This window comes from Glycomyces sp. NPDC049804 (assembly GCF_040674615.1).
Lineage (GTDB): Bacteria > Actinomycetota > Actinomycetes > Mycobacteriales > Micromonosporaceae > Glycomyces > Glycomyces niveus.
In genome coordinates this window covers 144539-168681 of record NZ_JBFAMQ010000001.1, presented here as the reverse complement: position 1 = coordinate 168681, position 24143 = coordinate 144539, and the positions used below count along the sequence as shown (strand labels likewise).

The window sequence follows — 24143 nt, the reverse complement described above, 5'->3', positions numbered from 1 at the left end:
CTCAGTCCGGCAGCGCGCCTTCGAGCGTCCGCGCCGGGCCTGCGAGCGGTCCGATGCGGTGGAGCACTTCCGGTTCGTGGCCGGAACCGAGCTCTTGCTCAGAGAACAGCACGTCGCGCGTCAGGTCCGCGCCGTTCGCCTCGGCGAACGACTCGAACAGGCGCATCGACGCTTTGTTGTCCGGAGTCACCGTCGTCTCGACGTAGCGGACTCCGTTGGAGCGCATGCGAAGGACCGCGTGGTCCAGCATGCGCCGCGCCAGTCCCCGGCGGCGGAAGCCGGGCGCGACCGCGACCTGCCAGACGAAGTACACGTCCGGCGCGTCGGGCCTGCGGTAGCCGGTGACGAATCCCGCGATCACGCCGAGCGGATCGCGGGCGACGACGCTGGTGGCCGCGAAGTCGCGGCACCACAGCACGTACGCGTACCTGCTGTTGACGTCGAGGTTCCCCGCCTCGCGGGCGAGGTTCCAGAGTTCGGCCCCTTCGGTCGGGGTCGGCGAGCCGAAGCTCAGGTCCCCGTCGGGATCGATGTAGTCCTTGACCTGGGTGGCCGGGCTTTTGAGGCCTTTGTCACTTGCGTCACCGGATGGCATGCGACCGACCGTAGCAAAGAATGCCACGATTGTTAAGCCCACCGGGACGATATTGTGAAGTTGCGAATAAATGATCTAGCGTTCGATGTCCTCCGCGACATGCCCGAGCGGGTCGAGGCGCTCGAGCCCCGCCCGTTCGGTGATCGACTTGCGGAGCGCCAGTTCGGGGTCCACACCGGCGGCCCGCGCCGCGGCGACGGCGGCGAGCAGGAAGTCCCCCACCTCGTCGGCCTCGAGCTTAATGTCGGCCGGGAACTCGGGCAGCTCCAGCGGCTCGCCCTGGTCGTGGAACCGCTCGATGACCTTGGCGGCCAACGACAACGACGGCAGCTGCCGCGAGACGCCGTCGGCCGGGTGGTCCCGGTGCGGCTTCTCGGCGGCCTTCGCCTCGTTCCAGTGCTGGTAGAGGTCGTCCGGGTCGGCGTCGCCCCACACGTGCGGATGGCGGCGGATGATCTTCTCCACCAGGTCGCCCGCCACATCGTCGATGTCGAAGTCCTCGGCGAGGGAGGCGTGCAGGAGCGGCTGGAACAGCAGGTCGCCGAGTTCCTCGCGCAGCTCGTCCGGGTCGCCGCCGCTGATCGCGTCCAGGACCTCGTACGACTCCTCGAGCAGGTACGGGCCGAGCGACTCGTGCGTCTGCTCCTTGTGCCACGGGCAGCCGTCCTCCTCGGCGTGCAGCCGCGCCACGGCCTCGACCAGGTCGAGCAGGCGCGCACCGGGCGGATCCCAAGAGCCGTAGACGACTTCGAGCTCGACCTCCCCGCCCGCCACGTACTCGGCGAGCGCTTCGCGCAGCTCCTCGTCGCCCTCCTCGCCGACGATCCACACCCCGCCGGTCTCGATGAACTCGGCGGCGTCCTCCACGAGCTCGACGTCGATCCCCGCGTCGCGCACGGCCTCGACGGTCGGACTCTCGAAGAACGCGGCCACGGCCTCGGCGTCCTGCAGGGCGTCCCACGCCTCAACGGTGAGCAGCCCGGCGGGGATGCGCGGGGAGGTCAGGAGCCAGGTGATCTCGCTCAACGCTGCGGCACCTCGACCTTGAAGACGCCGATCAGCGGGCTGATGTCGATCGTGCCGTAGCGCGGGTTCACGGACACGTCGTACTCGGCGATGTACCCGTTCAGGTCGTCAGCGAGCCCGGCCTGCTGCTGGCCCCACGCGCGCACGACCTCCTCGATCACCATCGGGTCGGACTGCGCGGCCATGGTGAACTCCATGAACTGCTCCTGGGTGAGCCCTTCGGAGGTCGCCCATTCCTCGACCACCCGCTGCAGCAGGTTCTGGTCGGGCATCACGGTCGCCATGAGCACATCGTCTTCGGTCTCGGTCAGCTCGCGGGGCTCGGCCGCCTCGGTGAGCTCGTCGTAGTACTTCCCGGCCTCGATGAGCTGGGCCTCGAGCTCGTTCGCCGCGCCGTGCGTGTCCGGGGCCTCCAGCCCGATGGCCCGGCCGAGCTCGGCCACGAGCACGATGGCGGCGGCCTGGGTCCGGCTGTCCCCGTAGCTGATGTCGGCGAGGGTCGCCCCCTGCTCGAGGTACGAGTCGATCTCGCCTTCCACATAACCGTCGAGTGTGGCCTCCGTGACGCGCTGGTCGCCGACGAACATCGCGGCCCCCTGCTCACTTCCGCAGGCCCCCAAGGCCAAAAGCCCGACCGACGCCACCGCGACAAGCCTGAGTTTGCGCACAGCAATTCCCTTCCGCTCGACTGCCCCTGTGACCTTAGCCTCACCCAAGATTCCTCCACAATCCCCCCACCCCGCCCGATCCAGGAGGCCTGTCCGAATTCCGACATGAGGGTTCACTAAATGAGTCAGCTTCGCTACTTTTCGCAGTCATGTCGAGAAAGAAGCAATCGTTCCTCGTGAAGAACTGGGGCTACCTCCTCCTGGTGCTCGCGATCGTCTTCTGGGCGAGCCGGGATATCGGCCCCGGAATGGCACTGATCGCCTTCCTGTTCACCGGGGCCTGGATGCTCGTCGGGGTCCCGGTCTGGTGCGGCGCGGAGACCAGGAAGGGCTTGAGCTGCCGCAAGAACTCCTACGGGCTCCTCTTGGGCTGCTCCTACAATCAGCATCGCTGGCAGAAACTGCAGGACCTGTTCAACGTCAAGCGGATCCGCGAAGCGTTCGCCGGCTGGTTCACCGGGCCGCAGAACCGCATCGCCGTCTGCGGGCTCGCCTTGTCCGTGCTCGGAACGTTCGTCACCCTGACGCAGTTCCTCATGGCCTTGAAGTAGGGAAGAGGACGGGCCGACCGGTCCCCACCAGATCGGTCGGCCCTGCAAGGGCGCTCGCGGCGGCTCGGGCCTGGGGCCGGGCCGGGGCGCTCCCCTTTTCAGTGGTGCTTCTTGACGACCTTGCGGGTCTCGGCGACGATCCACGGGCACCAGCGGTCGCGGTTCCAAGCGCCGTGCCAGTAGGGCGATTCGCCGATGCCCTCCTCGAAGGTCGCGGCCGGATTCGGGCCGCCGCCGTTGTCGCGGCAGTCGACGCGGATCACGTTCGGGTCCTTGACGGTCTGGTAGACCATGAAGGTGGCGGGGCCGCGCTGGAACTCGCCGAGGTACTTGTCTCCGGTCTTAGCCATTGCACAGCCGCACATTCCCGGACGCCGGTGGCTTGCCGTTGTAGAAGACCATGAACGCCTGGTCCTTGCACCAGGACTTCCATTCGGCGCTGGCCGAGCGCCAGCCGTCTCCCCATGTGGCCCTGAGGTTCCAGGACGCCAGGCCCGAGACGATCACCACGATGTCCGCCGGGTCCCCGCCCGAGTACACCTGGAACGAGTCGGGCACATCGGCACTCGACGCGCGGACCGTGAATTGGCACTGCCCGTCACTGAATCGACCCCGAGTCAGCGGGTCCTGCGCGCCCTGCCGCGCACTCAGTTCTTCTCGCATCACTCGATCTCCTCCCATCCGCTTCAGCGGTGTTGAGTCGAGAGTAGGGAGAAGCGGGGACAGTCTCAAGGCGAAAGGCCAGGTAGGACTGTTGGCAATCCGACAGTGAAAAACGTTGGGACACAATCATGTGGAAGTATGGTCTGCCAAACTGCCACCCGGAACTCGCGACTGCTTGAGGTTGCACAATCCGTTGCGATTGCGATACTGAGTTGATGTCAACAGCATCTGAACTTCGCAGGCAAGTCGGTCGAGAGCTTGCGGCGCAACGGGAACTGGCGGGCATCAAAGTCACCGACAATGAGGCGGCCGCGATCGTAGGGTCCACCCGGACACTCAAACGACTCGAAGCCGGAATCAGGGTCAGAGTCACCTTCGTGGTGATCGGCCGACTCGCCGAGTATTACGGCGCACCCAGGCATACGCGGTTCGAGCTGGAGCGCATCTGGCGGTTCGTGGACGATGAGATCTGGGCGCAGCCGAGTCACGCGGTCGAGAACTCGGGATGGGATGCCTACCTGGAGTTCGAGCGCCTGGCGGTCGGCGTCGCTCAATACGAAACGATGGTGCCGCCCGGTTTGTGTCAGACCGAAGGGTTCATGCGCCGACTTTTCGATCAAGGCGGGGAGTCTCGCGAGGATATCCCCTCTCTGATCGAGGATCGACTTGCGCGGCAGGTGGAATTCGAGCGACGCCTCCACGATGGGAGGGTCGAATGGCGAGTCCTGCTGAGCGAAGCGGTGCTTCATCAAGGATGCGATGGGGAGCAGCTGAATCGCATGTGTGAAATGGATGAGCTCGAAAACGTGACCATCCGATACCTGCCCTTCGCGGGCGGGCCGTATCGGCTGTTGCACGTGCCGTTCTCCGTACTATCCTTCAGAAACCCAGAGGATCCCACCATGGTGTATCTGGAAAATCCGTACGAGCGCCGGTTCTACGAGAACAACGCTGCTGTGGGGAAGTTCCACCAGATCATCGGAGGAGGGATCCAACGAGCCAAGTCTTTGAAGGAGTTCCAGCGATGAGCCAGGATGGGTGGCGCAAGTCGAGCCGGAGCCAAGGCCCGAACACCGACTGCGTTGAGCTCCGAGTCGCCCCGTGGCGCAAGTCGAGCCGGAGCGACGGCACCGCTAACAGCAACTGCGTGGAAGCTCGCCCGGCAGGCACCGGCTTCCAGGTCCGTGACAGCAAGCTGGGCGATGACTCCCCGATCTTCGATCTGAAGACCGCCGATTTCACCGCGCTGCTCCAGCGAGCCGACCGGTAGCCCAACCGAAAAATGCCAACGGCCCCGCCTCATCGGCGGGGCCGTTCGCTCGTTCATAGGTCAGTTCCTTGCGCCTGCAGTCCATTCCGGATGAACCCGGTGAGACGGCGTGCATGGGCAGGGCCGTCGGCGGCGCTCGCGGCGGCGTTGGCGAGTGCGAGCAGGTCGGCGGCGGTGAGGTCGTCGCGTATCGCGCGCGCTTCGTGCGCCCGCTCGACCAGGCGCTCGGCTATGGCGCGGATCGAAGCATGCCAGCGGTCGAAGAGGGCCGTTCGCCGGGTCGAGTGCGGCTCGGTGCCGGCGAAGGCGAGGGTGCCCTTGTCCGCGATGTGCGCGGCCAGCGCGTCGAGCCAAGTGAACAGGGCATCGCCTGCGTCGGGCGCGTCGGCGTGCATCTGCCCCAGAGCGCACAGCTCGGCGACCTCGTCTTCGTAGACGGCGATGAGCAGGTCCGCGCGGGTGGGGAAATGACGGTAGAGGGTGGCGTTGCCGACGCCGGCCCGCCTCGCGATCCGGTCGAGGGCGACTTCGGGGCCGTGCTGGTCGAACAACTCCTTGGCCGCTGTGATCAGCAGTTCAGCGTTGCGCGCGGCATCGGATCGCGGGGCCATTGACCACTCCTTGCCATAAACGGGGATCTCCCCGTATATTGTACGGATCGTGAAACGGGGAGCTCCCCGGATCAGCGGAGCCCCTGCCCGCCAAGCTGCTTGGAAGGACGCCCCATGACCATCTCTGCAGACGACCGGGCGGCCGTCTTCGACCTCCTGGCCATGCACGGCCACCTCATCGACGCCGGTGAGCTCGACCGACTCGGCGAAATCCTCACCTGCGACGCGATCTACGACGTCACCAGCCTCGGCGCGCCCGCCCTCGAGGGCATCGACGCGATCCGGGAGGCCGCCTTGACACTGGGCGCGGGAAACCCGGTGGGCCACCTGGTGACCAACACCGTGCTCAGCGAGGCCCCCGATGGGAGCATTCGCGCCCGCTCCAAGGGGCTCGGAGTGAACGCCGACGGCACCGCCGGCACCGTGACCTATCTGGACACCGTCGTGCGCACCGGAGAGGGTTGGCGGATCGGGTACCGCGAAGTCATCGCCCACTCCTCCCCGCTGGGCGGGAAGGGAGGTGGTGCCGCGAGGTGAGCACGGGTTGCGGTCGGTTCATACACTGTGGGTGTTTCTTCGTCAGTGCCCGGCAAGAAAGCAGACATCCCCATCATGAAGCTCAGAGCAGCGCTGTGCTGTCTGGCCGCCTCAGGACTGTTCCTGAGCGCGTGCAGCAAAGACGACGCGACCATCGATGAACCGACCAAGGAGGCCGTGGCCTCTGAAGCGGCCGAGGAGGAAGTGAACGCCGAGGCGTTCGACCCGCCCATGCAGTTCAACACCGGGGCGGGGGTGCCGCTGCCGGAAGAGGCCGGCGCGGGGAACATCAACATGGCCGGGAGTGCCGTCAAGCCGCTCCCGGTGGTGCTGTCGGGGACCAAGGCGTTCATCGCCGTGGCGAACGAGCTGCAGATCGTGGACACCCGCACCGCCGAGGTGCTGCCGGCGGTCGTGCCGCAGTCCGGCACGCCGATGGACCCGGCGCTGACCGTGTTCGCGGGCGACAACCCGATCCAGGCCCCGATCGTCGTTGACGTGGGCGGCAAGGAGCTCGTGGTGGTGCCGTTCCTGACCACCGGCGAGGCCGCGGGCACTGCCGTTGCGCGCCAGAGCCTCGAGGTGATCGCGGTGGACCCGGCGACGGGTGAGCAGGCGTTCAGCGTGGTGCATGAGCTGCCGCTCGCGGAGGACGGTTCCACGTACGAGAACGCGGTCGCCAAGGGCGCGACCGATGGCGTGGTCGTGGTCGACCTCGACATCTACGCCGGTTACACGGTCGCCGTGGATCTGAACAAGCAGGCCGTGGCGTGGGAGGCGGTCTTCTCGACCTCGGCGGTCGCGGGTGACACCGTGGTCGGCAACCCCGGCGAGCGGGAGCTCAACCGGCACTTCGGCGGGCTGTCGATCGTCGACGGCTCCGTGAAGTGGGACGACCCGGACTTCGGTTACGAGACCGTGGGTCCGGCCGGGTCGAAGTACGTCTACGGCTTCGGCGGCTGGGACCACATCGACGGCGGACTGTACTTGGTGGAGGCCGCGACCGGGAAGGTCACGAGCCTCAAGGCCGAGGAGCAGGACTCGGGCTCCTGCCGGTTCGACGGGCAGACCACGCTGGTCTGCAACGACACCTGGGGCTGGCTCGGAGCGGTGAACACCGAGACCGGCCAGTTCGTGTGGGAGCAGGAGCCGTCGGCCGAGCGCGCGAGCGTGGGGATCACCGCCGTGTTCCACGGCGCGATCTACGGCAGCACGGAGAACGGTCCGGTGGTGCTCGACGCGCTCACCGGTGCCGACGCCGAGACAGCTCCGGGCGTGGCCCCGTGGGTCGTGAACGAGTACGCGGCGCTCGCGGCGGACCCGAACGGCGGCGTCTCCGCTTACCCTGCCATTGCGTGACATGGGGTCCGGGCTGCCCGGACCCCCTCGGCGCTCTGTCTCCTTCAGCCCGGTCGTTCTTCGACGACCGTGGCGAGGCGGGACAGGGCGCCTTTTATTTTGGCCAGTGAGAGCCCTTGGGCGCGTTGGTGTTTGAAGACCTCGGGGGCGAGCGGGGCGAGGAGGGCGTCCGCGAGCGCTTCGGGAGCGGGGATCCGGGCCTCACGGAGGAGCGAGAGGACGTGCGCGCGCCAGAAGCCGTGGGCGCCGATCTCGAAGCGGCGGCCGCCGATCTCGGTGGCGAGGGCGAGGTCGCCGTGGGCTTCGAGGAGGTCGGCCATGGCGGCGTAGAAGGCGGCGAGGCGGTCGGCGGGGGGTCCGCCGGGGCCGAGGGGCGGGGGGCCGCTCATCAGCTCGCGTTGGAGGGCCGTCTCGTGCTCGTCGAGGAGGGCGACGGCGATGGAGGCGACGTCGGGGTAGCGGCGGTAGAGGGTGCCGCGACCGACGCCGGCGGCTTTCGCGATGTCGTCCATGGTGACCGCGCGCGGGTCCTTGGCGGCGAAGACCTCGGCGGCGGCGGCGAGCACTTTGGCGCGGTTGCGGGCGGCGTCGGCGCGCTCTTCCTTCATGGTGGCGATCCTAACAGTAACTGGACACGGTGACCGGTTACGATCGATAGTTAAGTGGACATCATGTCCAGTTAATCGGAGGAGGAACCGTGCTGCTGCATCTCGACGCCAGTGCCCGCCGCAACTCGTTCAGCCGCGAGGTCGGCGACACCGTCGCCGCCGCTTGGAGGGCGGCCCATCCTGAGCGCGCATACGTGCACCGGGATCTCGCCGCCGATCCGCCGCCGCCGATCGGCGAGGCGTGGACCGAGCTGTGCGATTACGTGCTGGAGCACCAGATCACCGATCCCGCGCGGTACGCGGAGGCGGTGCGCACGCCGGAGCAGGCGAAGGCCTGGGCCGTGGTGGAGCCGCTGCTGGCCGAGCTGGTGGCGGCCGAGACGGTGCTGATCGCGGCGCCGATGTACAACTTCTCGATCCCGGCGGCGTTGAAGGCGTGGATCGACCAGGTGACGTTCCCGCGGATGTCGTTGGCGGGCACGAAGTTCGTGGTCGCCTATGCGCGCGGCGGGGCATACGGGCCGGGCACGCCGCGGGAGCCGTTCGACCATCACGAGCGGTATCTCAGGGACTTCTTCGCGGGGCATTTCGCGGTGGAGGACGCCGTGTTCGTAGGCTCGGAGATGGTGAACGCGCTGGTCGATCCGGCTTTGGCCGGGCGGCGGGAGGAGCACGAGCGGTCGCGGGCGGCCGCGTTGGCGGCGGCGCGGTCGATCGGGGGCGGGCGGTGAGCTGGTGGTGGCTGCTCGCGGCGGGGGTCGTGGAGATCGCCTGGGCGATGAGCATCAAGCCGACCGAGGGGTTCACGCGGCTGTGGCCGACGGTGCTGTCGGTCGTGCTGATGGGGCTCGCGGCGTTCCTGCTGTCGGTCGCGGTGAGGGACTTGCCGACCGGGACGGCGTATGCGGTGTTCACGGGGATCGGCGCGGTGGGCGCGGTGGTGCTGGGGATCATCGTCAACCGGGACCCGGTGACCGCGGGGCGCATCGCGGCGCTCGTGCTGATCTCGAGCGGGGTGGTGCTGGCGCGGGTCACGAGTCCCGAGTAGGTCAGTCGGCGTCGGCTTCGTTGGGGTCGTGGGCGACCGGGGCGCGGCGGCGGCGCCGGGGGCGCGGCCGGGGGCGGCGGAGGCCTTGGATCTGGTCGATCTCGTACCGCACGTACCAGGGCTCCCAGCCGCCTTGGCGGAACCATTGGCGGGCGCTGCGGGCGGCGAGGCCGCCGAGCACGCACAGGGCGATGAGGATCCACAGTGGTGAGACGATGAGGGCGAAGACCTCGCCGTAGGTGCGCACGACGCCGGTGATGCCCACGATGACGTTGATCGGGACGATGAGGAGCGCGAAGGCCCTGGCCCACTGGCGGCCCATGCCGAGGGCGAGCACCGCCCACACGTAAGGGACGGTGTAGACCACGAGGGCGGGGACCACGACGCCGAGCGGGTAGCTCGTGCCGACGTCGATGGCCGCCTCGATGTCGGAGAGGAGCGGCACGCCCTCGGTCTCGCCTTTGAACCAGTTGAAGAGGCGGGGGCCGATGCCGACGCTCACGCTGACGACCATGAAGAACTGGAAGACCATCATGACCTGGGCGAGGTCGACCGAGTGCGGCTTGTCGTAGAGGGCTTCCGGGTCGGTGGGTGTGCTCATCACGGGCTCCAAGGGGTGCCGGGGCCTCGGCCCGCTTCGAGGTGGCGCCGAAGTGCCAACTGTCCGTTGCCCTTCCAATGATAGGGGTTCTGCGGCCCGGGCGATACGGGTGAAAACCGGCCGCTCGGCGGAGCCCGGGGCGGGGGTCCGTTAGGGTCGGTGACCAGTGGACACCTTGCGACCTTCCGATCTCGCCCGCGAGCACGGGCTCTCGACCCAGGCGGTGCGCAACTACGAGCGGGACGGGTTCATCCCGGAGGCGCGGCGGACCGGGAGCGGGTACCGGGTCTACACCGAGGAGCACGCGGCGGCGCTGCGGGCGTTCCTGGCGCTGGTCCGGGCGTACGGACATGCGGCGGCGGGCCGGATCATGAACGCGCTCAATGCGGGTGAGCGGGAGCGGGCGCTGGAGCTGATCGACCGCGGGCACCTGCGGCTGCTGCGCGACCGGGAGACCCTGGCAGCGGTGCGCGGCGCGATCGGGCACCTCACGGCCGAGCCCGCGCCGGCGCGGTTCACCGGTCCGCCGCTCACCGTGGGCGAGCTGGCGCGGCGGCTCGACGTGACGGCGGCGACCATCCGGAACTGGGAGCAGGCCGGGATCCTCACGCCCGAAAGGGAACCGGGCACCGGGTACCGGATGTTCCGGGACGAGGACGTGCGCGACGCCGAGCTCGCGCACCTGCTGCGGCGCGGTGACTACCCGTTGGAACGCATAGCGACGGTCGTGCGGCAGGTGAGGACGGCGGGCGGCACGGAGGAGTTGGCGCTCGCACTCGAGGGCTGGGGCCGCAGGCTCACCGAGCGCGGGATGGCGATGCTCGAGGCGGCGGGGCTGGTGGGCCGGTACCTGCAGGCGAAGGGCTGAGGGTCGCGCTTTCGGCGAGTCTTCGCAAATCGGGCATCGCGAGCCGCCCCCGAATCCATAGCGGCCGAGGGGTGCGACAGCCCTGCGCGAGCGGACGCGAGTCGGCCGCCGGCCGCGCGATGTCGCAGCGCAGCGAGTCGACCGCCGACCGCGCGATCCCGCAGCGCAGCGAGTCGGCCGCGGGCCAAGCGATGCCGCAGCGCCACCGTTGCAGGGCGACACCGGAGCACGACGGCAGGCGGGTCGAGGTCTCGCGGCCGGTCGGGGACCGCCGGCCGCGGCTTCGCGGACCGCCAGACCAGCCGATATGGATCTGGGAATTGACAAGCCTTGATATCGCACTTACCATTGCAGCGTCCATCTCCGAAAGTTTCATGAAAACTCCGAAACTTTCGGGCGATCGTTTCCCCTCCTCCGCAACGGAAGTCGCTGAACCATGGAACACCACCCCCGCGCGCGGCGCAGCCGCCTGCGCGCCATCGCCGCCGGAGCCGGAGCGCTGGTCCTTCCCGCCGCGCTCGCCTTCGGCCAGCCCGCCGCCGCCCAAGACGAGGGCACCGTCGTCTACAGCGCGAACTTCGACGACGGCAGCGTCGGCGACTGGACCCCGCGCGGCCCGGTCACCCTCGCCGTCCAGGACGGCGCGCTCCTGACCACCGGCCGCACCGCCGACTGGAACGGGCCCGCCCTCGACCTCACCGGGATCATCGCCCCCGGCGGCACCTACGAGATCTCGCTCGACGTGCGCCTCGCCGACGGCAGCGCCGGCAACCAGGTCAGCGCCACCGTCCAGCGCGAAGCCGGCGGCACCACCTCCTACGACAGCGTCGTCTACCAGGCCGCCGCGAGCACCGCGTGGACCACGCTCACCGGCCAGTACTCGATCGGCTCGGCCGCCGACGCCCTCACGTTCTACGTGGAGTCGCCGACCCCCGAGGCCTCGTACCTCATCGACGACGTGCAGATCACCGAGCTCACCCCGCCCGGCGTCGACCCGAACATCCCGTCCCTGAAGGACGTCGTCGCCGCCGACTTCCGCTTCGGCGCGGCCGTCGACCCCCGCGACCTCTCCGGCCCCAACGCCGAGCTGCTGAACAAGCACTTCAACCAGATCACCGCCGAGAACCACATGAAGGTCGAGGCGATCCAGCCGACCGAGGGCACCTTCACCTTCAACGCGGCCGACGAACTCCTGGCGTACGCCGAGGCCAACGGCATGGAGACCTACGGCCACACCATCCTCTGGCACAGCCAGACCCCCGACTGGTGGTTCACCTACCCGGCCGGGCACCCCCAGGCCGGCGAGCCGCTGGGCAGCACCGCTGAAGACCAGCAGATCATGCTCGACCGCCTCGAAGCGCACGCCGCCGCCCTCGCCGGGCACTTCGGCGACCGCATCTGGGCCTGGGACGTCGTCAACGAGGTCATCAGCGACAACGCCGCCGAGGTCTACCGCAACAGCCGCTGGTACCAGATCTTCCAAGGCCCCGAGTACATCTCGCACGCCTTCCGCATCGCCCGCGAGCAGTTCGACGCCGTCGGCGCGACCGAGGTGAAGCTCTTCATCAACGACTACGGCACCGACAACCCCGCCAAGCGCGACAACCTCTACAACCTCGTCTCCGGCATGCTCGCGAACGGCGTCCCGGTCGACGGCGTGGGCCACCAGACCCACATCAGCCTCAACACCCCGCTCACCAACATCGAGACGAGCATCGACAAGTTCGCCGGGCTCGGCGTGCTGCAGGCGGTCACCGAACTCGACGTCGCCATCGGCGCCCCCGTCGAAGGCGTGGAGTTCCCCGAACTCCAGGCCCGCATCGTCGAGCAGGGCCACTACTACCGCGACCTGTTCGCCATGCTCCGCACCAAGGATCTCGAGTCCGTCACCGTCTGGGGCCTGCACGACGGCCGCTCCTGGCTGCGCGGCTTCAACGGCACCCGCCCGCTCGAGTCCCCGCTGCCCTTCGACGACAACCTCCAGGCCAAGTGGGCGTACTGGGGCATCGTCGACCCGACCCGCCTCCCCGAGATCCCCGAAGAGCCCGAACCCGAGTACGCCCGCGTCCAGGTGCCGTACGTCAAGGACGCCCCCGTCATCGACGGCGTGAAGGACAAGGCCTGGAAGAAGGCCGCCACGGTCGCCACCGGGGTCACCGTCGCGGGCAGCGCCGAGGGCGCCAAGGCCGACGTCAGACTCGTGTGGGACGAAGACGCGATCTACGCCCTGTTCGAGGTCACCGACCCGACCCTGGACGAGACCAGCGCCAACCCCTGGGAGGAGGACTCCGTCGAGGTGTTCCTCAACCCCGGCAACACCAAGGAGGGCGGCTACGGCGAGGCCGACGGCCAGTACCGCGTCAGCTTCAACAACGTCGTCACCTTGGGCGGCAACGGACCCAGCGCGGGCGCGATCACCAGCGCCGCCAAGGTCACGAGCACCGGCTACACCGTCGAGATCGCGATCGCCCTGGCCGACGGCGAAGGCGCGGTCGGGGCCGAGCACGGCCTCGAACTCCAGGTCAACGACGCCACCGACGGTGTCCGCACCGCCGCGCACACCTGGTACGACCCGACCGGCCAGTCCTGGAGCACCAACAAGTACTGGGGCATCGCCGAGCTGGTCAAGAAGGTCAAGCCCGCCACCGAACCCATGCCCGAACCGGTCTGATCGCCCGGTGAGCGCATAGAGGGCGGGACCGCGTTCGCGGTCCCGCCCTTCTTGCGCATCCGGTGCGGTGTCGTACCGGCGTGCCACCATTGAGGCATGTGTCGCAGTGTGAAAACCCTGTTCAACTTCGATCCGCCCGCCACGAGCGAAGAGGTCCACGCCGCCGCGCTGCAGTACGTGCGCAAGATCAGCGGCTCGACCCATCCGTCCCAGGCCAACCAGGAGGCCTTCGACGCGGCCGTCGCCGCGGTCGCGGCCGCCACCCAGGAGCTCCTGGACAACCTCGTGACGACCGCGCCGCCCAAGGACCGCGAGGTCGAAGCCGCCAAGGCCAAGGCGCGCGCGGCCCAGCGCTTCGGCGCCGAGGCCTGAGACCGTCGGCTCGAAGGCGGCTCAGAGCCGGTCGAGCGCGGCGCGGAGGAAGGCGTCCCGGCGCTCGTTCAATTCCTTGGCGCTCAAGTCGGTTCGCCCCTGGTCGTGGACGGCCGGCACGAACTCCGCCATGTCTCCAGGCAGGTTGAGGGCGGCGACGGCGTCCCAGTAGGCGAGGTCATCGGCCTCGCCGCCGAAGCGCTCCTCCCAGCCCTCGAGCACCGGTCCGGCCGCGTCCGGTCCGAACGTCAGCGCCGCGTCCAGCCGGAGCGAGGACAGGTCGATCCCGTAGTGGCCCACTCCGGCCATGTCCCAGTCGAGCAGGCCCGTCAGGCGGTCGCCGTCCCACATCGTGTTGCCCTGCCAGAGGTCGCCGTGGACCAGGACGGGCGCGCCGTCCGGGGCCGGCAGGCCGGTGACCCGCTCGTCAGCGGCGTCCAGCAACGGCGTCGAGGGCTCCCTGCCCTCGCGGCGGTCGCGGGCGAAATCGCTGGCCGAGATCGGACGGGTCCGCTGCGGCAGCGCAGGTGAGGGCTCGGTCGTGACCGCGTGCAGGGCGGCCGCCGCGGCCCCGAGGCCGCGGAGTCGTTCCGGGGTGGCGACGAGCGGGATGCGGCTGCGGCCGCGCAGCGCGGTCTCCAGGACGGCCCGCGTCCCGGCGGCTTTCCCGTCGGCGTCGACCGCGAGGAGGCGCGGCGCGGGCACGCCTGCCCGGTTGGCCAGGAGCAATGCGGCGACCTCGGTCGCCATCCCCTCACCGCCGTCCGGGGCGGCGGTCTTCAGCACCGCTTCGGTGACCTGGCCGTCGTGCTCGATCCGCAGCAGCCAGGGGTTGCCGCCCTCCCGCAGTCCGGTGGCCGAGACCACCGTCGCGCCGCCGCCCAGCCGGCGTGCGGCCCAGCGAAGCGCATCGGCTTGGGGGCCTTCCTCAGTCGTCACTCCGGCAGCATACGTGCCTCGGCTGGTCCCGACCGGTGGTCCGCGGCGCCTCGGGGACCACGGTTCGGCGACCCGCGCCGGTCAGGCAGGTACTAGGACCGTCCGAGGATTCCCATGCGAAGACGTCGATGAGAAGCTGAGACTTGCACACAGGGGAGGTCGCTCATGCGGTTCAAGGGGTACCGGGTGGCCGTGACCGGCGCCGGTCGCGGTTTCGGGCGGAGCCTGGCCATCGAGCTGGGCCGCGACGGCGCGGAGTTGTTCCTTGCCGCCCGCGATTTCCAGGCGGCCGAAGCCGTCGCCGAGGAGGTGCGGCACCTGGGCGGGCGCGCCCACGCCTTCGAATGCGACCTCGCCGAACCGGAGTCGGTGCGGGAGTTCGCCGAGACCCTGGGCGAGGTCGCCGACCGGCTCGACGTGCTCGTCAACAACGGCGCCCCCTACCTGGACGCGGGCGGGTTCCTCGAGGCCGACGACGCGCAGGTCGCCGCGACCATCGCGGCCGGGGCCACCGGCACCGTGCTCGTCACCAAGGCGCTCCTGCCGCTGCTGCTGCGCAGCGACCGGCCCGACATCGTCACGATGGTCTCCGGCTGCGGCGAGTACGGCAACCACCGGTCCGAGGCGCACGAAGCGTTCTACGCGGCCAAGGCCGCCCAGTCCGGGTTCACCGAGGTGCTGTCGAAACGCTTGCGGCCCAAGGGCGTCCGCGTCATCTCCCTCTACCCGCCCGACTTCGACAACCCCGACCCGCTGGCCCCCGAATGGGACGCCGAACGCGGCCCCGGGGACGCCCTCTCCGCAAGGTCGGTCGTGGACTGCGTCCGCTTCGCGATCGGGCAGCCCCGCGACTGCTTCATCAAGTCGTTCTACTTCGAGCAGGCGTGAGACGGCGGCGGCTCAACCGCGGGGCAGGTGCAGCGCGACCGCGCGGCTGATGTCGCTGGAGGTCACGATGCCGACGAGACGGCCGGTGCTGAACACCAGCGCGCGGCGGTCGGCACTCGCGGCGAGGCGCGGAACCAGGTCGGCGACCGGATCCTCCGGATCGGCGACCGGGATGTCCGCGAGCGAGGCGGCGGCCTCCCGCAGCGTCGTGGTCGCGCGCCGAGCGTGGGGGACGGCGATCAACCGGTTGAAGGTGATGAGCCCTTCGACGCGCCCCTGGGCGTCGACCAGCGGAAACGCCGAATGGCGGCGCGACACGGCGTACTCGCCCAAGAACCCCTCGACGCTCAGGCCACCGGAGGCGGTGTCGGGGTCGGGCGTCATGACCTGCCGCACCCGCACGCCCGCCAAGGCGGCCCCGGTCTGCGCCTGCCGCTCCTCGGCACCGGCCATGACCAGGATGAACAAACCGAGCAGCAGCCACCACAGCCCGAAGCCGAAACCGAACAGGAACTCCAGGCCGCCGAGGAGGATCAGCGCCATGCCGAAGCCGCGTCCCATTCGCGCGGCCCAGACGGCGGCGCTCGCGCGGTCGCCCCGGATCGCCCAGAGCACCGCCCGGAGGACGCGCCCGCCGTCGAGCGGCGCCGCCGGCACGAGGTTGAAGGCCGCGAGCAGGACGTTGATGACCGCCAGGTAGGTGGCGACCGCGACCCAGAGCTGACCGACGCCCACTGCCGCCAGCGCCCAGGCGACGAGGGCGAACACGACGGCGGAGGCGAGGCTGGCCGCGGGCCCGACGATCGCGATGGCGAACTCCGCGCGCGGGCGGGCCGCCTCGCCGCGGATGGTGGAGACGCCGCCGAGCAGCCATAGCGTGATGCCCTCGACTTCGAGCCCCTGCCGTTTGGCGACCACCGAGTGGGCGATCTCGTGCGCGAACAGGGAGGCCAGGAACAGCAGTGCGGCCAGGAGCCCTGCGGCGACCCGGGCGCCGGTCGGCTGCTCGGGGAAGGTGTGGGCGAAGCCGGAAGTGACCACGGCGAACAGGAGCGCCAGGGTGCCGAGTGCGCTCCAGTGCGCACCGATCGCGACGCCGGCGACGGTCCCGAGTCTCAGGGTCGCCCTCATCTTCGGAACATACCTTGGATTCGGGCTGCGCGAACCGCTTCCGGGCGGCGTCTTCGACGGGCGAGCGGAGGAGGGCCGGGCCGGGGCCCGGCCCTCCCGGAGTTCAGCGGACGCGGTCGTAGACCAGGGCGACGGTGCCGTCCTCGTCCGCGTGCTGGCCCACCAGCTGCCACTGCCCTTCGAGCAGTTCGCCGTCGAACAGGCGCGGGCCCTCGCCCAGGAAGACCGGGAAGAGCGTGATCGCGAGGCGGTCGACCAGGTCGGCGGCCAGGAGCGACTTGATGACGCTCGCGCTGGCGAGCACCAGGATGTCGCCGCCGTCTTCGGCCTTGAGGTCCGCGACCGCTTCGGCGGTGGGCTTGTCCACGATCTCGGTCCGTTCCCAGGGGGCCTTCTCGAGCGTGGAGGAGAGGACGGTCTTGTCGGTGTCCACCAGCCATTGCGCGAACGCCTCGTCGCGCGGGTCGACGCCTTCGGCGCCGATCACGGTGGGCCAGAAGCCCAGGAAGCCTTCGGCGTTGACCCGGCCGAGCAGGGCCGTGGTCGCGGTCGAGTGCAGGGCGGCGAGGTGGTCGCGGGCGGTGTCGGAGATCGCGTACGGCATGACCCAGCCCATGTCGAGCGGGTTGGCCTTGGCGTAGCGGCCGTCCAGGGAGAGGGCGGTGTTGGTGACGACGCGGCGGTTTCCGGTGTTCATTGCGTGCTCCTTGGTGGTGTTCAGGGGTTGAGGATGTCGGTGAGTCGGTCGAGGGTCTGGCCGAAGCCGATCTCGATGCCGGCGATGAAGTCGGCGGCGTCCACGGTGCTGTCGGAGAGCCGCCAGCGGACGTCGAGGTCGGTGCCCGCGCCGGTGGGCCGGAGATCGAACTCGACGTGGGAGGTGAAGGCGGGTCCGCTGCCGTCGGGCAGCAGGGGGGAGAGCCGGTAGGCGAGGCGCTCACCGGGAACGGCCGCGGTGACCTCGCCTTCGGCGCGGCCCGCGACGAGGTCTGCGCCCTTGTCGTCGATGTCGCGGTACTCCAGGACGATCCGGCCGCCCGGCCGCGCGTCGAAGACGAGTTCGGAGACGCGGTAGTCGTCGGGGGCCCACCATTCGCCGAGCAGCGCGGGCTCGGTCAGGTGCGGCCAGACCGCGGCCGGGGCCGCCGGGAGCGTCCGCGCGAAGCGGAAGGAGCGGCCGTCGGCCCAGCCCTCGCCGGTCGCCGCGAGCCGTTCGGCTGCGGCGCTGACGCCGTAGCGGTCGAAGCCCTCGTGGCCGTCAGCGGCTTCGGCGAGGCCGTGCAGCGCGGTCGCCAAGTCCCGCAGGGGACCCGAGCGGAGCGCGTAGATGCGGCGCTGGCCGTTGCGCTGGGAGACGACGAGCCCGGCGCGTTCAAGGGCCTGGAGGTGCTTGGTGGTCTGCGGCTGGCGCGCCCCGGCCAGCTCGGCGAGGACGCCGACGGGCCGGGGCCGCTCGGCCAGCAGGTTGACGAGCCGCCACCGGCCCGGGTCCGCGAGAGCGGCAAGGATCGCTTCCATGAGGATAAGTATTCCTCATGGAGAATATTCTTGTCAAGGAATAAATTGGGTCCTGTTTCAGGCGGCCTCGGGGATCACGTCCTTGATGAGGTCGGCGCACCACTGGAGCAGCGCCAGGCCCTCGAGCGGCTTGCCGCCGATCTTCGAGGTCGTGGGGCGCGGGACGCTGATGAGGCCGGCCGGCTGCTTGTAGTGCGCGTCCGGGTAGTGGCGGCTCAGGCGCAGCTGCTTCGAGTCCGGCAGCTCGATCGTGGAGAACCGGAGGTTCTTGCCCTGCAAGGCCACGTCCGTGAGGCCGTGGTTGCGGGCGAGGAGGCGGAAGCGCGCCAGGTGGAACAGGGTCTGCACCTGGTCGGGAGCGGGACCGTACCGGTCCTCCATCTCCTCGCGCACCTCGTCCAGTTCGGCCTCGCTGTGGACCTCGGAGATCTTGCGGTACATCTCCAGGCGCAGCCGCTCGACCTCCACGTAGTCGAACGGGATGTTCGCGTCCAGCGGCAGTTCGACCTTGACCGGCGCGGGCGGCTCCTCGGCGCCGCCCTTGAACGACGCCACCGCCTCGCCGACCATGCGCAGGTACAGGTCGAAGCCCACGTCGGCGATGTGCCCGGACTGCTCGGCGCCGAGCAGGTTGCCCGCGCCGCGGATCTCGAGGTCCTTCATGGCGACGTACATGCCCGCGCCGAGCTCGGAGTGCTGCGCGATCGTCGCGAGCCGCTCGTGCGCGGTCTCCGAGAGCGGCTGCTCCGGCGGGTACAGGAAGTACGCGTAGGCGCGTTCGCGGCTGCGCCCGACCCGGCCGCGGATCTGGTGCAGCTGCGAGAGGCCGAGGAGGTCGGCGCGTTCGACGATGAGGGTGTTCGCGTTCGGGATGTCGATGCCCGACTCGATGATCGTGGTCGAGACGAGCACGTCGTACTCGCCCTCCCAGAAGCCCTGCATGATCTGCTCGAGCTGCGTCTCCGTCATCTTGCCGTGGGCGACGGCGACGCGGGCCTCGGGGATGAGCTCGCGCAGGCGCTGCGCGGCCTTGTCGATCGACTCGACCCGGTTGTGCAGGTAGAACGCCTGCCCGTCGCGCAGCAGCTCGCGGCGGATCGCGGCGGCGACCTGCTTGCCCTCCCACGCGCCCACATAGGTCAGGACGGGGTGGCGCTCCTCGGGCGGGGTCTGGATCTGCGACATCTCGCGGATGCCCGTCACCGCCATCTCGAGCGTGCGCGGGATCGGGGTCGCGGACATGGTGAGCACGTCCACGGCGGTACGCAGCGCCTTCAGCTTCTCCTTGTGCTCCACGCCGAACCGCTGCTCTTCGTCCACGATGATCAGGCCGAGGTCCTTGAAGCGGGTCTCGGCCTGGAGGAGCCGGTGCGTGCCCACGAGGATGTCGACCTCGCCGGCCGCGATGCCCTTCTGGATCTCGGCGGCCTCGCGTGTCGACTGGAACCGCGAGAGCTGCTTGATCTTCACCGGGAACTGGCCCATGCGCTCCACGAACGTGCCGTAGTGCTGGCTCGCCAGCAGCGTGGTCGGTACCAGGACCGCCACCTGCTTGCCGTCCTGCACGGCCTTGAACGCCGCGCGCACCGCGACCTCGGTCTTGCCGTAGCCCACGTCGCCCATGACGAGCCGGTCCATCGGGACGCGCGCCTCCATGTCCGCCTTGGTGTCCATGATGGCCGACATCTGGTCGGGGGTCTCGATGTACGGGAACGCGTCCTCGAGCTCGCGCTGCCACGGCGTGTCCGGGCTGAACGCGTGCCCTTGCGCCGCTTGGCGGGCCGCGTACAGCTGGATCAGCTCGGCGGCGATCTCGCGCACGGCCTTGCGGGCGCGTCGCTTGGTCTTCTGCCAGTCCGCGCCGCCGAGCTTGTGGACGGTGGGCTGCTCGCCGCCGACGTACCGGGTGAGCTGGTCGAGCGAGTCGGTGGGCACGAACAGGCGGTCGCCGGGCTGGCCGCGCTTGGAGGCGGCGTACTCGATCACCAGGTACTCGCGCTCGGCCCCGCCGATCGCGCGGCGCACCAGCTCCACGTACTTGCCGACGCCGTGCGCGTCGTGCACCACGAAGTCCCCGGGCGAGAGCTCGAGCGGGTTGACGACGCCGCGCCGCTTGGCGGCCTTGCCCGTCCGGGGCTTCTGGGCCGCGAGGGCCTTGCCGCCCGCGATGTCGGCGGCCGTGACGACCACGAGACCCGAAGCGGCGTCGGCGAACCCGAGCGCGAGCGTGCCGGTGCAGGCGACGACCTCGCCCGCGCGGAACGCCGCCGGGGCGGGCTCCAGGTGCGCGCCGATCCCTTCGGCCTTCAGCTGCTCGGCGGCGCGCTCGGCACCGCCGAGGGCCGGGTAGACCACGGCGACGGCGCGGCCCTCGCGGGTCCAGGACTGCATGTCGGCCACGAGCTGCGGCGTGTTGCCGTGGTACCGCGGAGTCTCGGTGATGCCGAGGTCCACGGTGACCGCGTCGTCGGGCGAGACCTCTCCATAGTGGAGCGGTTCGCCGGTGATGGCCGCGAGCTCCGCGGCGATCGCGTCCTCGTCGGGGGCGACGGCGAACGGCGAGATCGTCCACCAGCGCTGGCCCCTGGCGAGCGCGGCGGTGCGGGCCTCGGCGAGGTCGTGGAAGGTGCCCGCGCCGAGGTCGACGGGCGCTTCGGCCCCGGCCGCGGCGGCGGCCCAAGAGGCTTCGAGGAACTCGTTCGAGGTGGCGACCAGGTCGAGCGCGCGGGTGCGGATGCGCTCGGGCTCGATCGCGACGACGAGCGCGTTCCGGGGCAGGACCTCCTGGAACAGCTGCAGCTCTTCGGGACCGGCGAGCGCGGGCAGCAGGGACTCCATGCCCTCGACCGGGATGCCCTGGGCGAGTTTGGCGCACATCTCGGCGATCCCGGGGTAGGCGTCGCCGAGGGCGGCGGCGCGGTCGCGGACCTCGTCGGTGAGGAGGAGTTCGCGGCAGGCGACGGCGCGCAGCTCGGGGGCTTCGTCGAGGGAGCGCTGGTCGGCGACGGAGAACTCGCGGATGGAGTCGACCTCGTCGCCGAAGAACTCGAGGCGCAGCGGGTGTTGGGCGGTGGGCGGGAACACGTCGAGGATGCCGCCGCGCACGGCGAACTCGCCGCGCTTCTCGACCAGGTCGACGCGCTCGTAAGCGAGGTCGACCAAGTGGGCGGCGAGGTCGGTGAGGTCGGTCTCGTCGCCGCGCCGCAATTGCACGGGCTCGCGTTCGCCGAGGCCTTTGAGCTGGGGCTGGAGGGCCCCGCGCACAGGGGTGACGATGACGCGCGGCACGTTTCCGGCGTGGATGCGGTGGAGGAGTTCGAGGCGGGCGCCGACGGTGTCGGAGCGCGGGGAGAGTCGCTCGTGGGGCAGGGTCTCCCAGGCGGGGTAGAGCGCGATGTCCTCTGCGGCGATGAAGGAGGCGAGGGATTCGGCCAGCTCCTCGGCTTCGCGGGAGGTCGCGGTGACGGCGAGCACGGGCCCGCCGGCGTGGGCGGCGGCCTGGGCGAGGGCGAGGGGGCGCGCGCCGGGCACGGCGACGACGTCCACCGGGCGGTCGGACGAGGACGCGAGCTCGGCGATGCGGGCCAGCTTCGGTGCTTTGGCGGCGGCCGTGAGCAGGCTCGCGAGTTTCGGAGCGGATCGTTCTGCGGCCATGCGGACTCCTGCGGGGTTCCGGGTTTCACTGTGCTCGAGGCACGACGATTGGCCGGAATCCAGGCCCGTGGGGCCTGGTTCCGGCAACCGGTCGAGTCTACCTCGCGCCAGCCCTCGGGCCGCGCGAGATTATTCGCTGGCGCCCTGGCCGGTGCTCGTGTCGAAGAGCAGGTGCTGCACCTCGGGCACGTTGTAGAGCATGCCGATCACGACGAGGACGGTGAGCACGGGCAGGAGGATGCGGTTCTCCTCCTTGCCGCCCGCGCGGAGGGCGACCTTGTTGGGCAGGCCGATGTCGCGCCAGCGGCGGCCCTGGATCGGGATCGGGAAGAACAGGGGCGAGCCCATCTTCGTGATCATGTCGCCGAGGATGTGGATGAAGCAGCCGATGCCCATCGCGAGCCCCAGCACCCAGTAGTCGCGGCCCTCGGGCAGGAACCGGTACATGCCGTAGGAGGCGACGAGCGCGACGCCGGTGGTGACGAGCCAGCCCTTCTTCTCCACGGTCTCGGCGAGCAGGCCGCGCACCGCCAGGCCGGTGAGCACGAACAGGATCGCGATCACCGCCGGCTTGCCGAACTGGTAGGCCAGGAACCCGGTGCCGGTGCCCACGAGGGCGGCGTGGACGGCGGTGTGGGTGAAGGTGCGGTGGCCGTTCTTCCGCTTCTTGTCCTTCTTCGATTTCGTGAGGAGGTAGAACCAGTAGCAGAGGCGTTCCACGATCTCGGCGACGAACAGGGAGACCACGCCGAACGACCGGGCCACAGTGGACCCGCCCTTGTTCTCGGTGACCTTGCCGGCGCAGTCGATGTCGGGGTAGAGGGCGGCGCCGGAGGCGACGATCGTGCCGACGACGAGCTCGGCGGAGGACTGGTCGATGCCGAACGCGATGTCGGCGATCGCCGAGCCCGCGAGCCACAGGGCGGCGCCGGACATGGCGTGGGTCGGGCCCATGACCATAGTGGGGACTCCTTCAAGGGCGGTGTGGGAGCAGTGGTGTTCGGAAGCAGAGCCTGCTTGCAAGCTGTGGAGACTATCCCACACGCGCACGACAACTCCGGTCCCAGGCGCGGCAGACCTCCAGCCCCGCAACATCATTCCCGTATCGGTACGATCACGACGCCTACCTGCGGCGGCGTCTCGCGCTATGGTCGAGGGGTGTTCGACTCCTCGCAGCTCGCGGCTTATCTCAAGCGCGTCGGGATCACCGCTCCGCGGCGCCCCACGCTCCACGCGCTGCGGCGCATCCACCGCGCGCACGTCGGGGCGATCCCGTACGAGAACCTCGACATCCAGCTCGGCCGGCCCATCCGGCTCGACACCGACTCGCTGTTCGCGAAGCTCGTCGACGGCGGGCGCGGCGGCTACTGCTACGAGCACAACGGCACGCTCGCCCACGCCTTGGAGGCCATGGGCTTCGACGTGCGCCGCGTCCTCGGCGGCGTCGCCCGCGAGACCGAGGGCGAGGGCAACTGGTGGAACCACATGCCGCTCGTGGTGCGCTTCCCGAACGGCGAGGAGTACCTGGCCGACTCAGGGATAGGCACCGGCTTCCGCGACCCGCTCCCGATCCGCAGCGGCAGCTACCGGGTCGGCCCCTTCAACTTCGGGGTCTGGGACCTCGGCGACGACGAGTGGCGCTGCTCGATCGACCCGCGGGTCACCAACCTGACCTTCGACTTCACCCTCGCCGCGCGCGACGTGGCCGAGTTCGAGGCGAAGTGCACCGAGCTCTCGACCTCGCCCGACTCGCCGTTCGTGAAGACCTTGACGGTGCAGAACCCGGGCGAGCACGACATCTGGGTCCTGCGCGCCCGGACCCTCACGGTCTACGACCCGAAGCTCCCTGACGGCAAGTCCGTCAAGGTGATCGAGGACCCGGCCGAGTTCGCCGCGCACCTGCGCGGCCGCTTCAACCTCACCCTCGCCCACGCCGAGATCGAGGCATTGTGGACGAAGGCGGAGGAGCAGCACCGGCGCAAGCTCGCCGAGGACGCGGCGGCGGGCCGGGACCCCTCGCTCTCCGTCTCGTAGCGCCCGGTTCGGCCCTGCCCGGGGCAGGGCCGACGACGCCCCTCTAGTGCTGCACTCCCGCTTGCCAGTCGGTCTCCCATACGCCCAGCGGCGCGCAGTTGCCCGAGTGGCAGTTCCACTCGACGTACTGCCACTTGTGCACGTATTCCATGGGCGAGTAGAAGTAGCCGCGGAAGTAGCCGTTCTCGCAGACGTGGAACCGCTTGGCCTTGGTGACCCCGTTCTTGACGTGGTGGTCGGTCTTGAAATAGGGCGGCTGGTACGTGGTCTTCTTGAACACGAAACCGGAGTTGCGCTGCTCGGGGTCGACGCCGACCTCCCCCGCCTCCGTCCACTGGTTGCCCGCGCAGGGCCCGGACGCGGGCTCCCACCATCCGAGGTAGGCCGTCGCGTTGTCGGCCTGCGCCGCCGCCGGGGCGAGCCCCATCGATCCGCCCACGGCGAGCGCGCCGCTGAGCGCGGCCGCGGCGAGCTTGAGCAGCGCTCGCGGCTTCGACTGCACCCTCATCTGTCCACTCCTTGCTACCGGTA

Annotated in this window: 27 protein-coding genes; 12 read left to right on the top strand and 15 right to left on the bottom strand. The window is 69.9% G+C overall.

What is annotated here, in order from left to right:
* Position 1: 1 nt before the first annotated feature.
* From ectA to AB0K52_RS00800, 3 genes are all read right to left on the bottom strand, one after another.
* Positions 2 to 595 (bottom strand): diaminobutyrate acetyltransferase, encoded by a 594-nt coding sequence (gene ectA, locus AB0K52_RS00810; protein ID WP_363524235.1) that lies wholly within the window; start codon positions 593 to 595, stop codon positions 2 to 4.
* A gap of 75 nt (positions 596 to 670) precedes the next feature.
* Entirely contained in the window at positions 671 to 1621 is a 951-nt protein-coding gene (locus AB0K52_RS00805) for a MazG family protein (RefSeq protein ID WP_363524232.1), read from the bottom strand.
* Positions 1618 to 2208: a hypothetical protein gene (locus tag AB0K52_RS00800; protein WP_363524229.1), complete on the bottom strand. Its 591-nt coding sequence runs from the start codon at positions 2206 to 2208 to the stop codon at positions 1618 to 1620. The genes AB0K52_RS00805 and AB0K52_RS00800 overlap by 4 nt, the downstream gene beginning before the upstream one ends.
* Positions 2209 to 2438: 230 nt before the next feature.
* Here AB0K52_RS00800 and AB0K52_RS00795 point away from each other — a divergent pair, with 230 nt between their 5' ends.
* The gene (locus AB0K52_RS00795; protein WP_363524226.1) at positions 2439 to 2840 is read left to right on the top strand and encodes a hypothetical protein; all 402 of its coding nucleotides are present in this window, start codon (positions 2439 to 2441) and stop codon (positions 2838 to 2840) included.
* A gap of 98 nt (positions 2841 to 2938) precedes the next feature.
* On the opposite strand, the gene AB0K52_RS00790 is transcribed toward AB0K52_RS00795, so the two are convergent.
* Both AB0K52_RS00790 and AB0K52_RS00785 read right to left on the bottom strand, forming a co-directional pair.
* On the bottom strand, positions 2939 to 3190 hold the full coding sequence (locus tag AB0K52_RS00790) for a hypothetical protein (protein ID WP_363524223.1): 252 nt from the start codon (positions 3188 to 3190) through the stop codon (positions 2939 to 2941).
* Complete coding sequence (locus AB0K52_RS00785; protein WP_363524220.1) at positions 3183 to 3398, bottom strand: hypothetical protein; 216 nt, start codon at positions 3396 to 3398, stop codon at positions 3183 to 3185. Before AB0K52_RS00785 ends, AB0K52_RS00790 begins: the two co-directional genes overlap by 8 nt.
* A gap of 320 nt (positions 3399 to 3718) precedes the next feature.
* On the opposite strand from AB0K52_RS00785, the gene AB0K52_RS00780 reads away from it, so the two are divergent.
* Together AB0K52_RS00780 and AB0K52_RS00775 are read left to right on the top strand one after the other, a co-directional pair.
* Entirely contained in the window at positions 3719 to 4531 is an 813-nt protein-coding gene (locus AB0K52_RS00780) for a helix-turn-helix transcriptional regulator (RefSeq protein ID WP_363524217.1), read from the top strand.
* Complete coding sequence (locus AB0K52_RS00775; protein WP_363524214.1) at positions 4528 to 4773, top strand: DUF397 domain-containing protein; 246 nt, start codon at positions 4528 to 4530, stop codon at positions 4771 to 4773. Before AB0K52_RS00780 ends, AB0K52_RS00775 begins: the two co-directional genes overlap by 4 nt.
* A gap of 53 nt (positions 4774 to 4826) precedes the next feature.
* On the opposite strand, the gene AB0K52_RS00770 is transcribed toward AB0K52_RS00775, so the two are convergent.
* A complete protein-coding gene (locus AB0K52_RS00770; RefSeq protein WP_363524211.1) occupies positions 4827 to 5384 on the bottom strand; it encodes a helix-turn-helix domain-containing protein in 558 nt (185 codons plus the stop codon).
* 114 nt (positions 5385 to 5498) lie between these two features.
* On the opposite strand from AB0K52_RS00770, the gene AB0K52_RS00765 reads away from it, so the two are divergent.
* Positions 5499 to 5921, top strand: a complete 423-nt coding sequence (locus AB0K52_RS00765; protein ID WP_363524208.1) for a nuclear transport factor 2 family protein — start codon at positions 5499 to 5501, stop codon at positions 5919 to 5921.
* A gap of 75 nt (positions 5922 to 5996) precedes the next feature.
* On the top strand, positions 5997 to 7280 hold the full coding sequence (locus AB0K52_RS00760; protein ID WP_363524205.1) for a hypothetical protein: 1284 nt from the start codon (positions 5997 to 5999) through the stop codon (positions 7278 to 7280).
* Positions 7281 to 7324: 44 nt separating this feature from the next.
* Here the strand turns inward: AB0K52_RS00760 and AB0K52_RS00755 are convergent, their stop codons facing one another.
* Entirely contained in the window at positions 7325 to 7888 is a 564-nt protein-coding gene (locus tag AB0K52_RS00755; protein WP_363524202.1) for a helix-turn-helix domain-containing protein, read from the bottom strand.
* Between the two features lie 89 nt (positions 7889 to 7977).
* Between AB0K52_RS00755 and AB0K52_RS00750 the strand changes: the two genes are divergently transcribed.
* Positions 7978 to 8619, top strand: coding sequence for an NAD(P)H-dependent oxidoreductase (locus AB0K52_RS00750; protein ID WP_363524199.1), 642 nt, complete (start codon positions 7978 to 7980; stop codon positions 8617 to 8619).
* Positions 8616 to 8936, top strand: coding sequence for a multidrug efflux SMR transporter (locus AB0K52_RS00745; protein ID WP_363524196.1), 321 nt, complete (start codon positions 8616 to 8618; stop codon positions 8934 to 8936). Before AB0K52_RS00750 ends, AB0K52_RS00745 begins: the two co-directional genes overlap by 4 nt.
* A 1-nt stretch (position 8937) precedes the next feature.
* On the opposite strand, the gene AB0K52_RS00740 is transcribed toward AB0K52_RS00745, so the two are convergent.
* Complete coding sequence (locus AB0K52_RS00740; protein ID WP_363524193.1) at positions 8938 to 9537, bottom strand: hypothetical protein; 600 nt, start codon at positions 9535 to 9537, stop codon at positions 8938 to 8940.
* Between the two features lie 166 nt (positions 9538 to 9703).
* On the opposite strand from AB0K52_RS00740, the gene AB0K52_RS00735 reads away from it, so the two are divergent.
* From AB0K52_RS00735 to AB0K52_RS00725, 3 genes are all read left to right on the top strand, one after another.
* On the top strand, positions 9704 to 10405 hold the full coding sequence (locus AB0K52_RS00735) for a TioE family transcriptional regulator (RefSeq protein ID WP_363524190.1): 702 nt from the start codon (positions 9704 to 9706) through the stop codon (positions 10403 to 10405).
* A 436-nt stretch (positions 10406 to 10841) separates the two neighbouring features.
* Positions 10842 to 13076: an endo-1,4-beta-xylanase gene (locus AB0K52_RS00730; RefSeq protein ID WP_363524188.1), complete on the top strand. Its 2235-nt coding sequence runs from the start codon at positions 10842 to 10844 to the stop codon at positions 13074 to 13076.
* A gap of 96 nt (positions 13077 to 13172) precedes the next feature.
* Positions 13173 to 13448 (top strand): DUF2277 domain-containing protein, encoded by a 276-nt coding sequence (locus AB0K52_RS00725; RefSeq protein WP_363524185.1) that lies wholly within the window; start codon positions 13173 to 13175, stop codon positions 13446 to 13448.
* A 21-nt stretch (positions 13449 to 13469) separates the two neighbouring features.
* On the opposite strand, the gene AB0K52_RS00720 is transcribed toward AB0K52_RS00725, so the two are convergent.
* Positions 13470 to 14387: an aminoglycoside phosphotransferase family protein gene (locus tag AB0K52_RS00720; protein WP_363524183.1), complete on the bottom strand. Its 918-nt coding sequence runs from the start codon at positions 14385 to 14387 to the stop codon at positions 13470 to 13472.
* A 165-nt stretch (positions 14388 to 14552) separates the two neighbouring features.
* Between AB0K52_RS00720 and AB0K52_RS00715 the strand changes: the two genes are divergently transcribed.
* A complete protein-coding gene (locus tag AB0K52_RS00715; RefSeq protein WP_363524180.1) occupies positions 14553 to 15275 on the top strand; it encodes an SDR family oxidoreductase in 723 nt (240 codons plus the stop codon).
* Positions 15276 to 15287: 12 nt separating this feature from the next.
* Here AB0K52_RS00715 and AB0K52_RS00710 read toward each other — a convergent pair whose 3' ends face one another.
* The 5 genes from AB0K52_RS00710 to AB0K52_RS00690 form a co-directional block, all read right to left on the bottom strand.
* The gene (locus AB0K52_RS00710; RefSeq protein ID WP_363524177.1) at positions 15288 to 16406 is read right to left on the bottom strand and encodes a site-2 protease family protein; all 1119 of its coding nucleotides are present in this window, start codon (positions 16404 to 16406) and stop codon (positions 15288 to 15290) included.
* 103 nt (positions 16407 to 16509) lie between these two features.
* Entirely contained in the window at positions 16510 to 17103 is a 594-nt protein-coding gene (locus AB0K52_RS00705) for a dihydrofolate reductase family protein (protein WP_363524174.1), read from the bottom strand.
* 20 nt (positions 17104 to 17123) lie between these two features.
* Complete coding sequence (locus tag AB0K52_RS00700; protein ID WP_363524171.1) at positions 17124 to 17924, bottom strand: metalloregulator ArsR/SmtB family transcription factor; 801 nt, start codon at positions 17922 to 17924, stop codon at positions 17124 to 17126.
* 57 nt (positions 17925 to 17981) lie between these two features.
* Entirely contained in the window at positions 17982 to 21578 is a 3597-nt protein-coding gene (gene mfd / locus AB0K52_RS00695; protein WP_363524168.1) for a transcription-repair coupling factor, read from the bottom strand.
* A 129-nt stretch (positions 21579 to 21707) separates the two neighbouring features.
* A complete protein-coding gene (locus AB0K52_RS00690; protein ID WP_363524165.1) occupies positions 21708 to 22538 on the bottom strand; it encodes a metal-dependent hydrolase in 831 nt (276 codons plus the stop codon).
* 198 nt (positions 22539 to 22736) lie between these two features.
* Between AB0K52_RS00690 and AB0K52_RS00685 the strand changes: the two genes are divergently transcribed.
* The gene (locus AB0K52_RS00685; protein WP_363524162.1) at positions 22737 to 23612 is read left to right on the top strand and encodes an arylamine N-acetyltransferase; all 876 of its coding nucleotides are present in this window, start codon (positions 22737 to 22739) and stop codon (positions 23610 to 23612) included.
* Positions 23613 to 23655: 43 nt separating this feature from the next.
* Here AB0K52_RS00685 and AB0K52_RS00680 read toward each other — a convergent pair whose 3' ends face one another.
* On the bottom strand, positions 23656 to 24120 hold the full coding sequence (locus AB0K52_RS00680; RefSeq protein ID WP_363524160.1) for a hypothetical protein: 465 nt from the start codon (positions 24118 to 24120) through the stop codon (positions 23656 to 23658).
* Between the last annotated feature and the right edge of the window lie 23 nt (positions 24121 to 24143).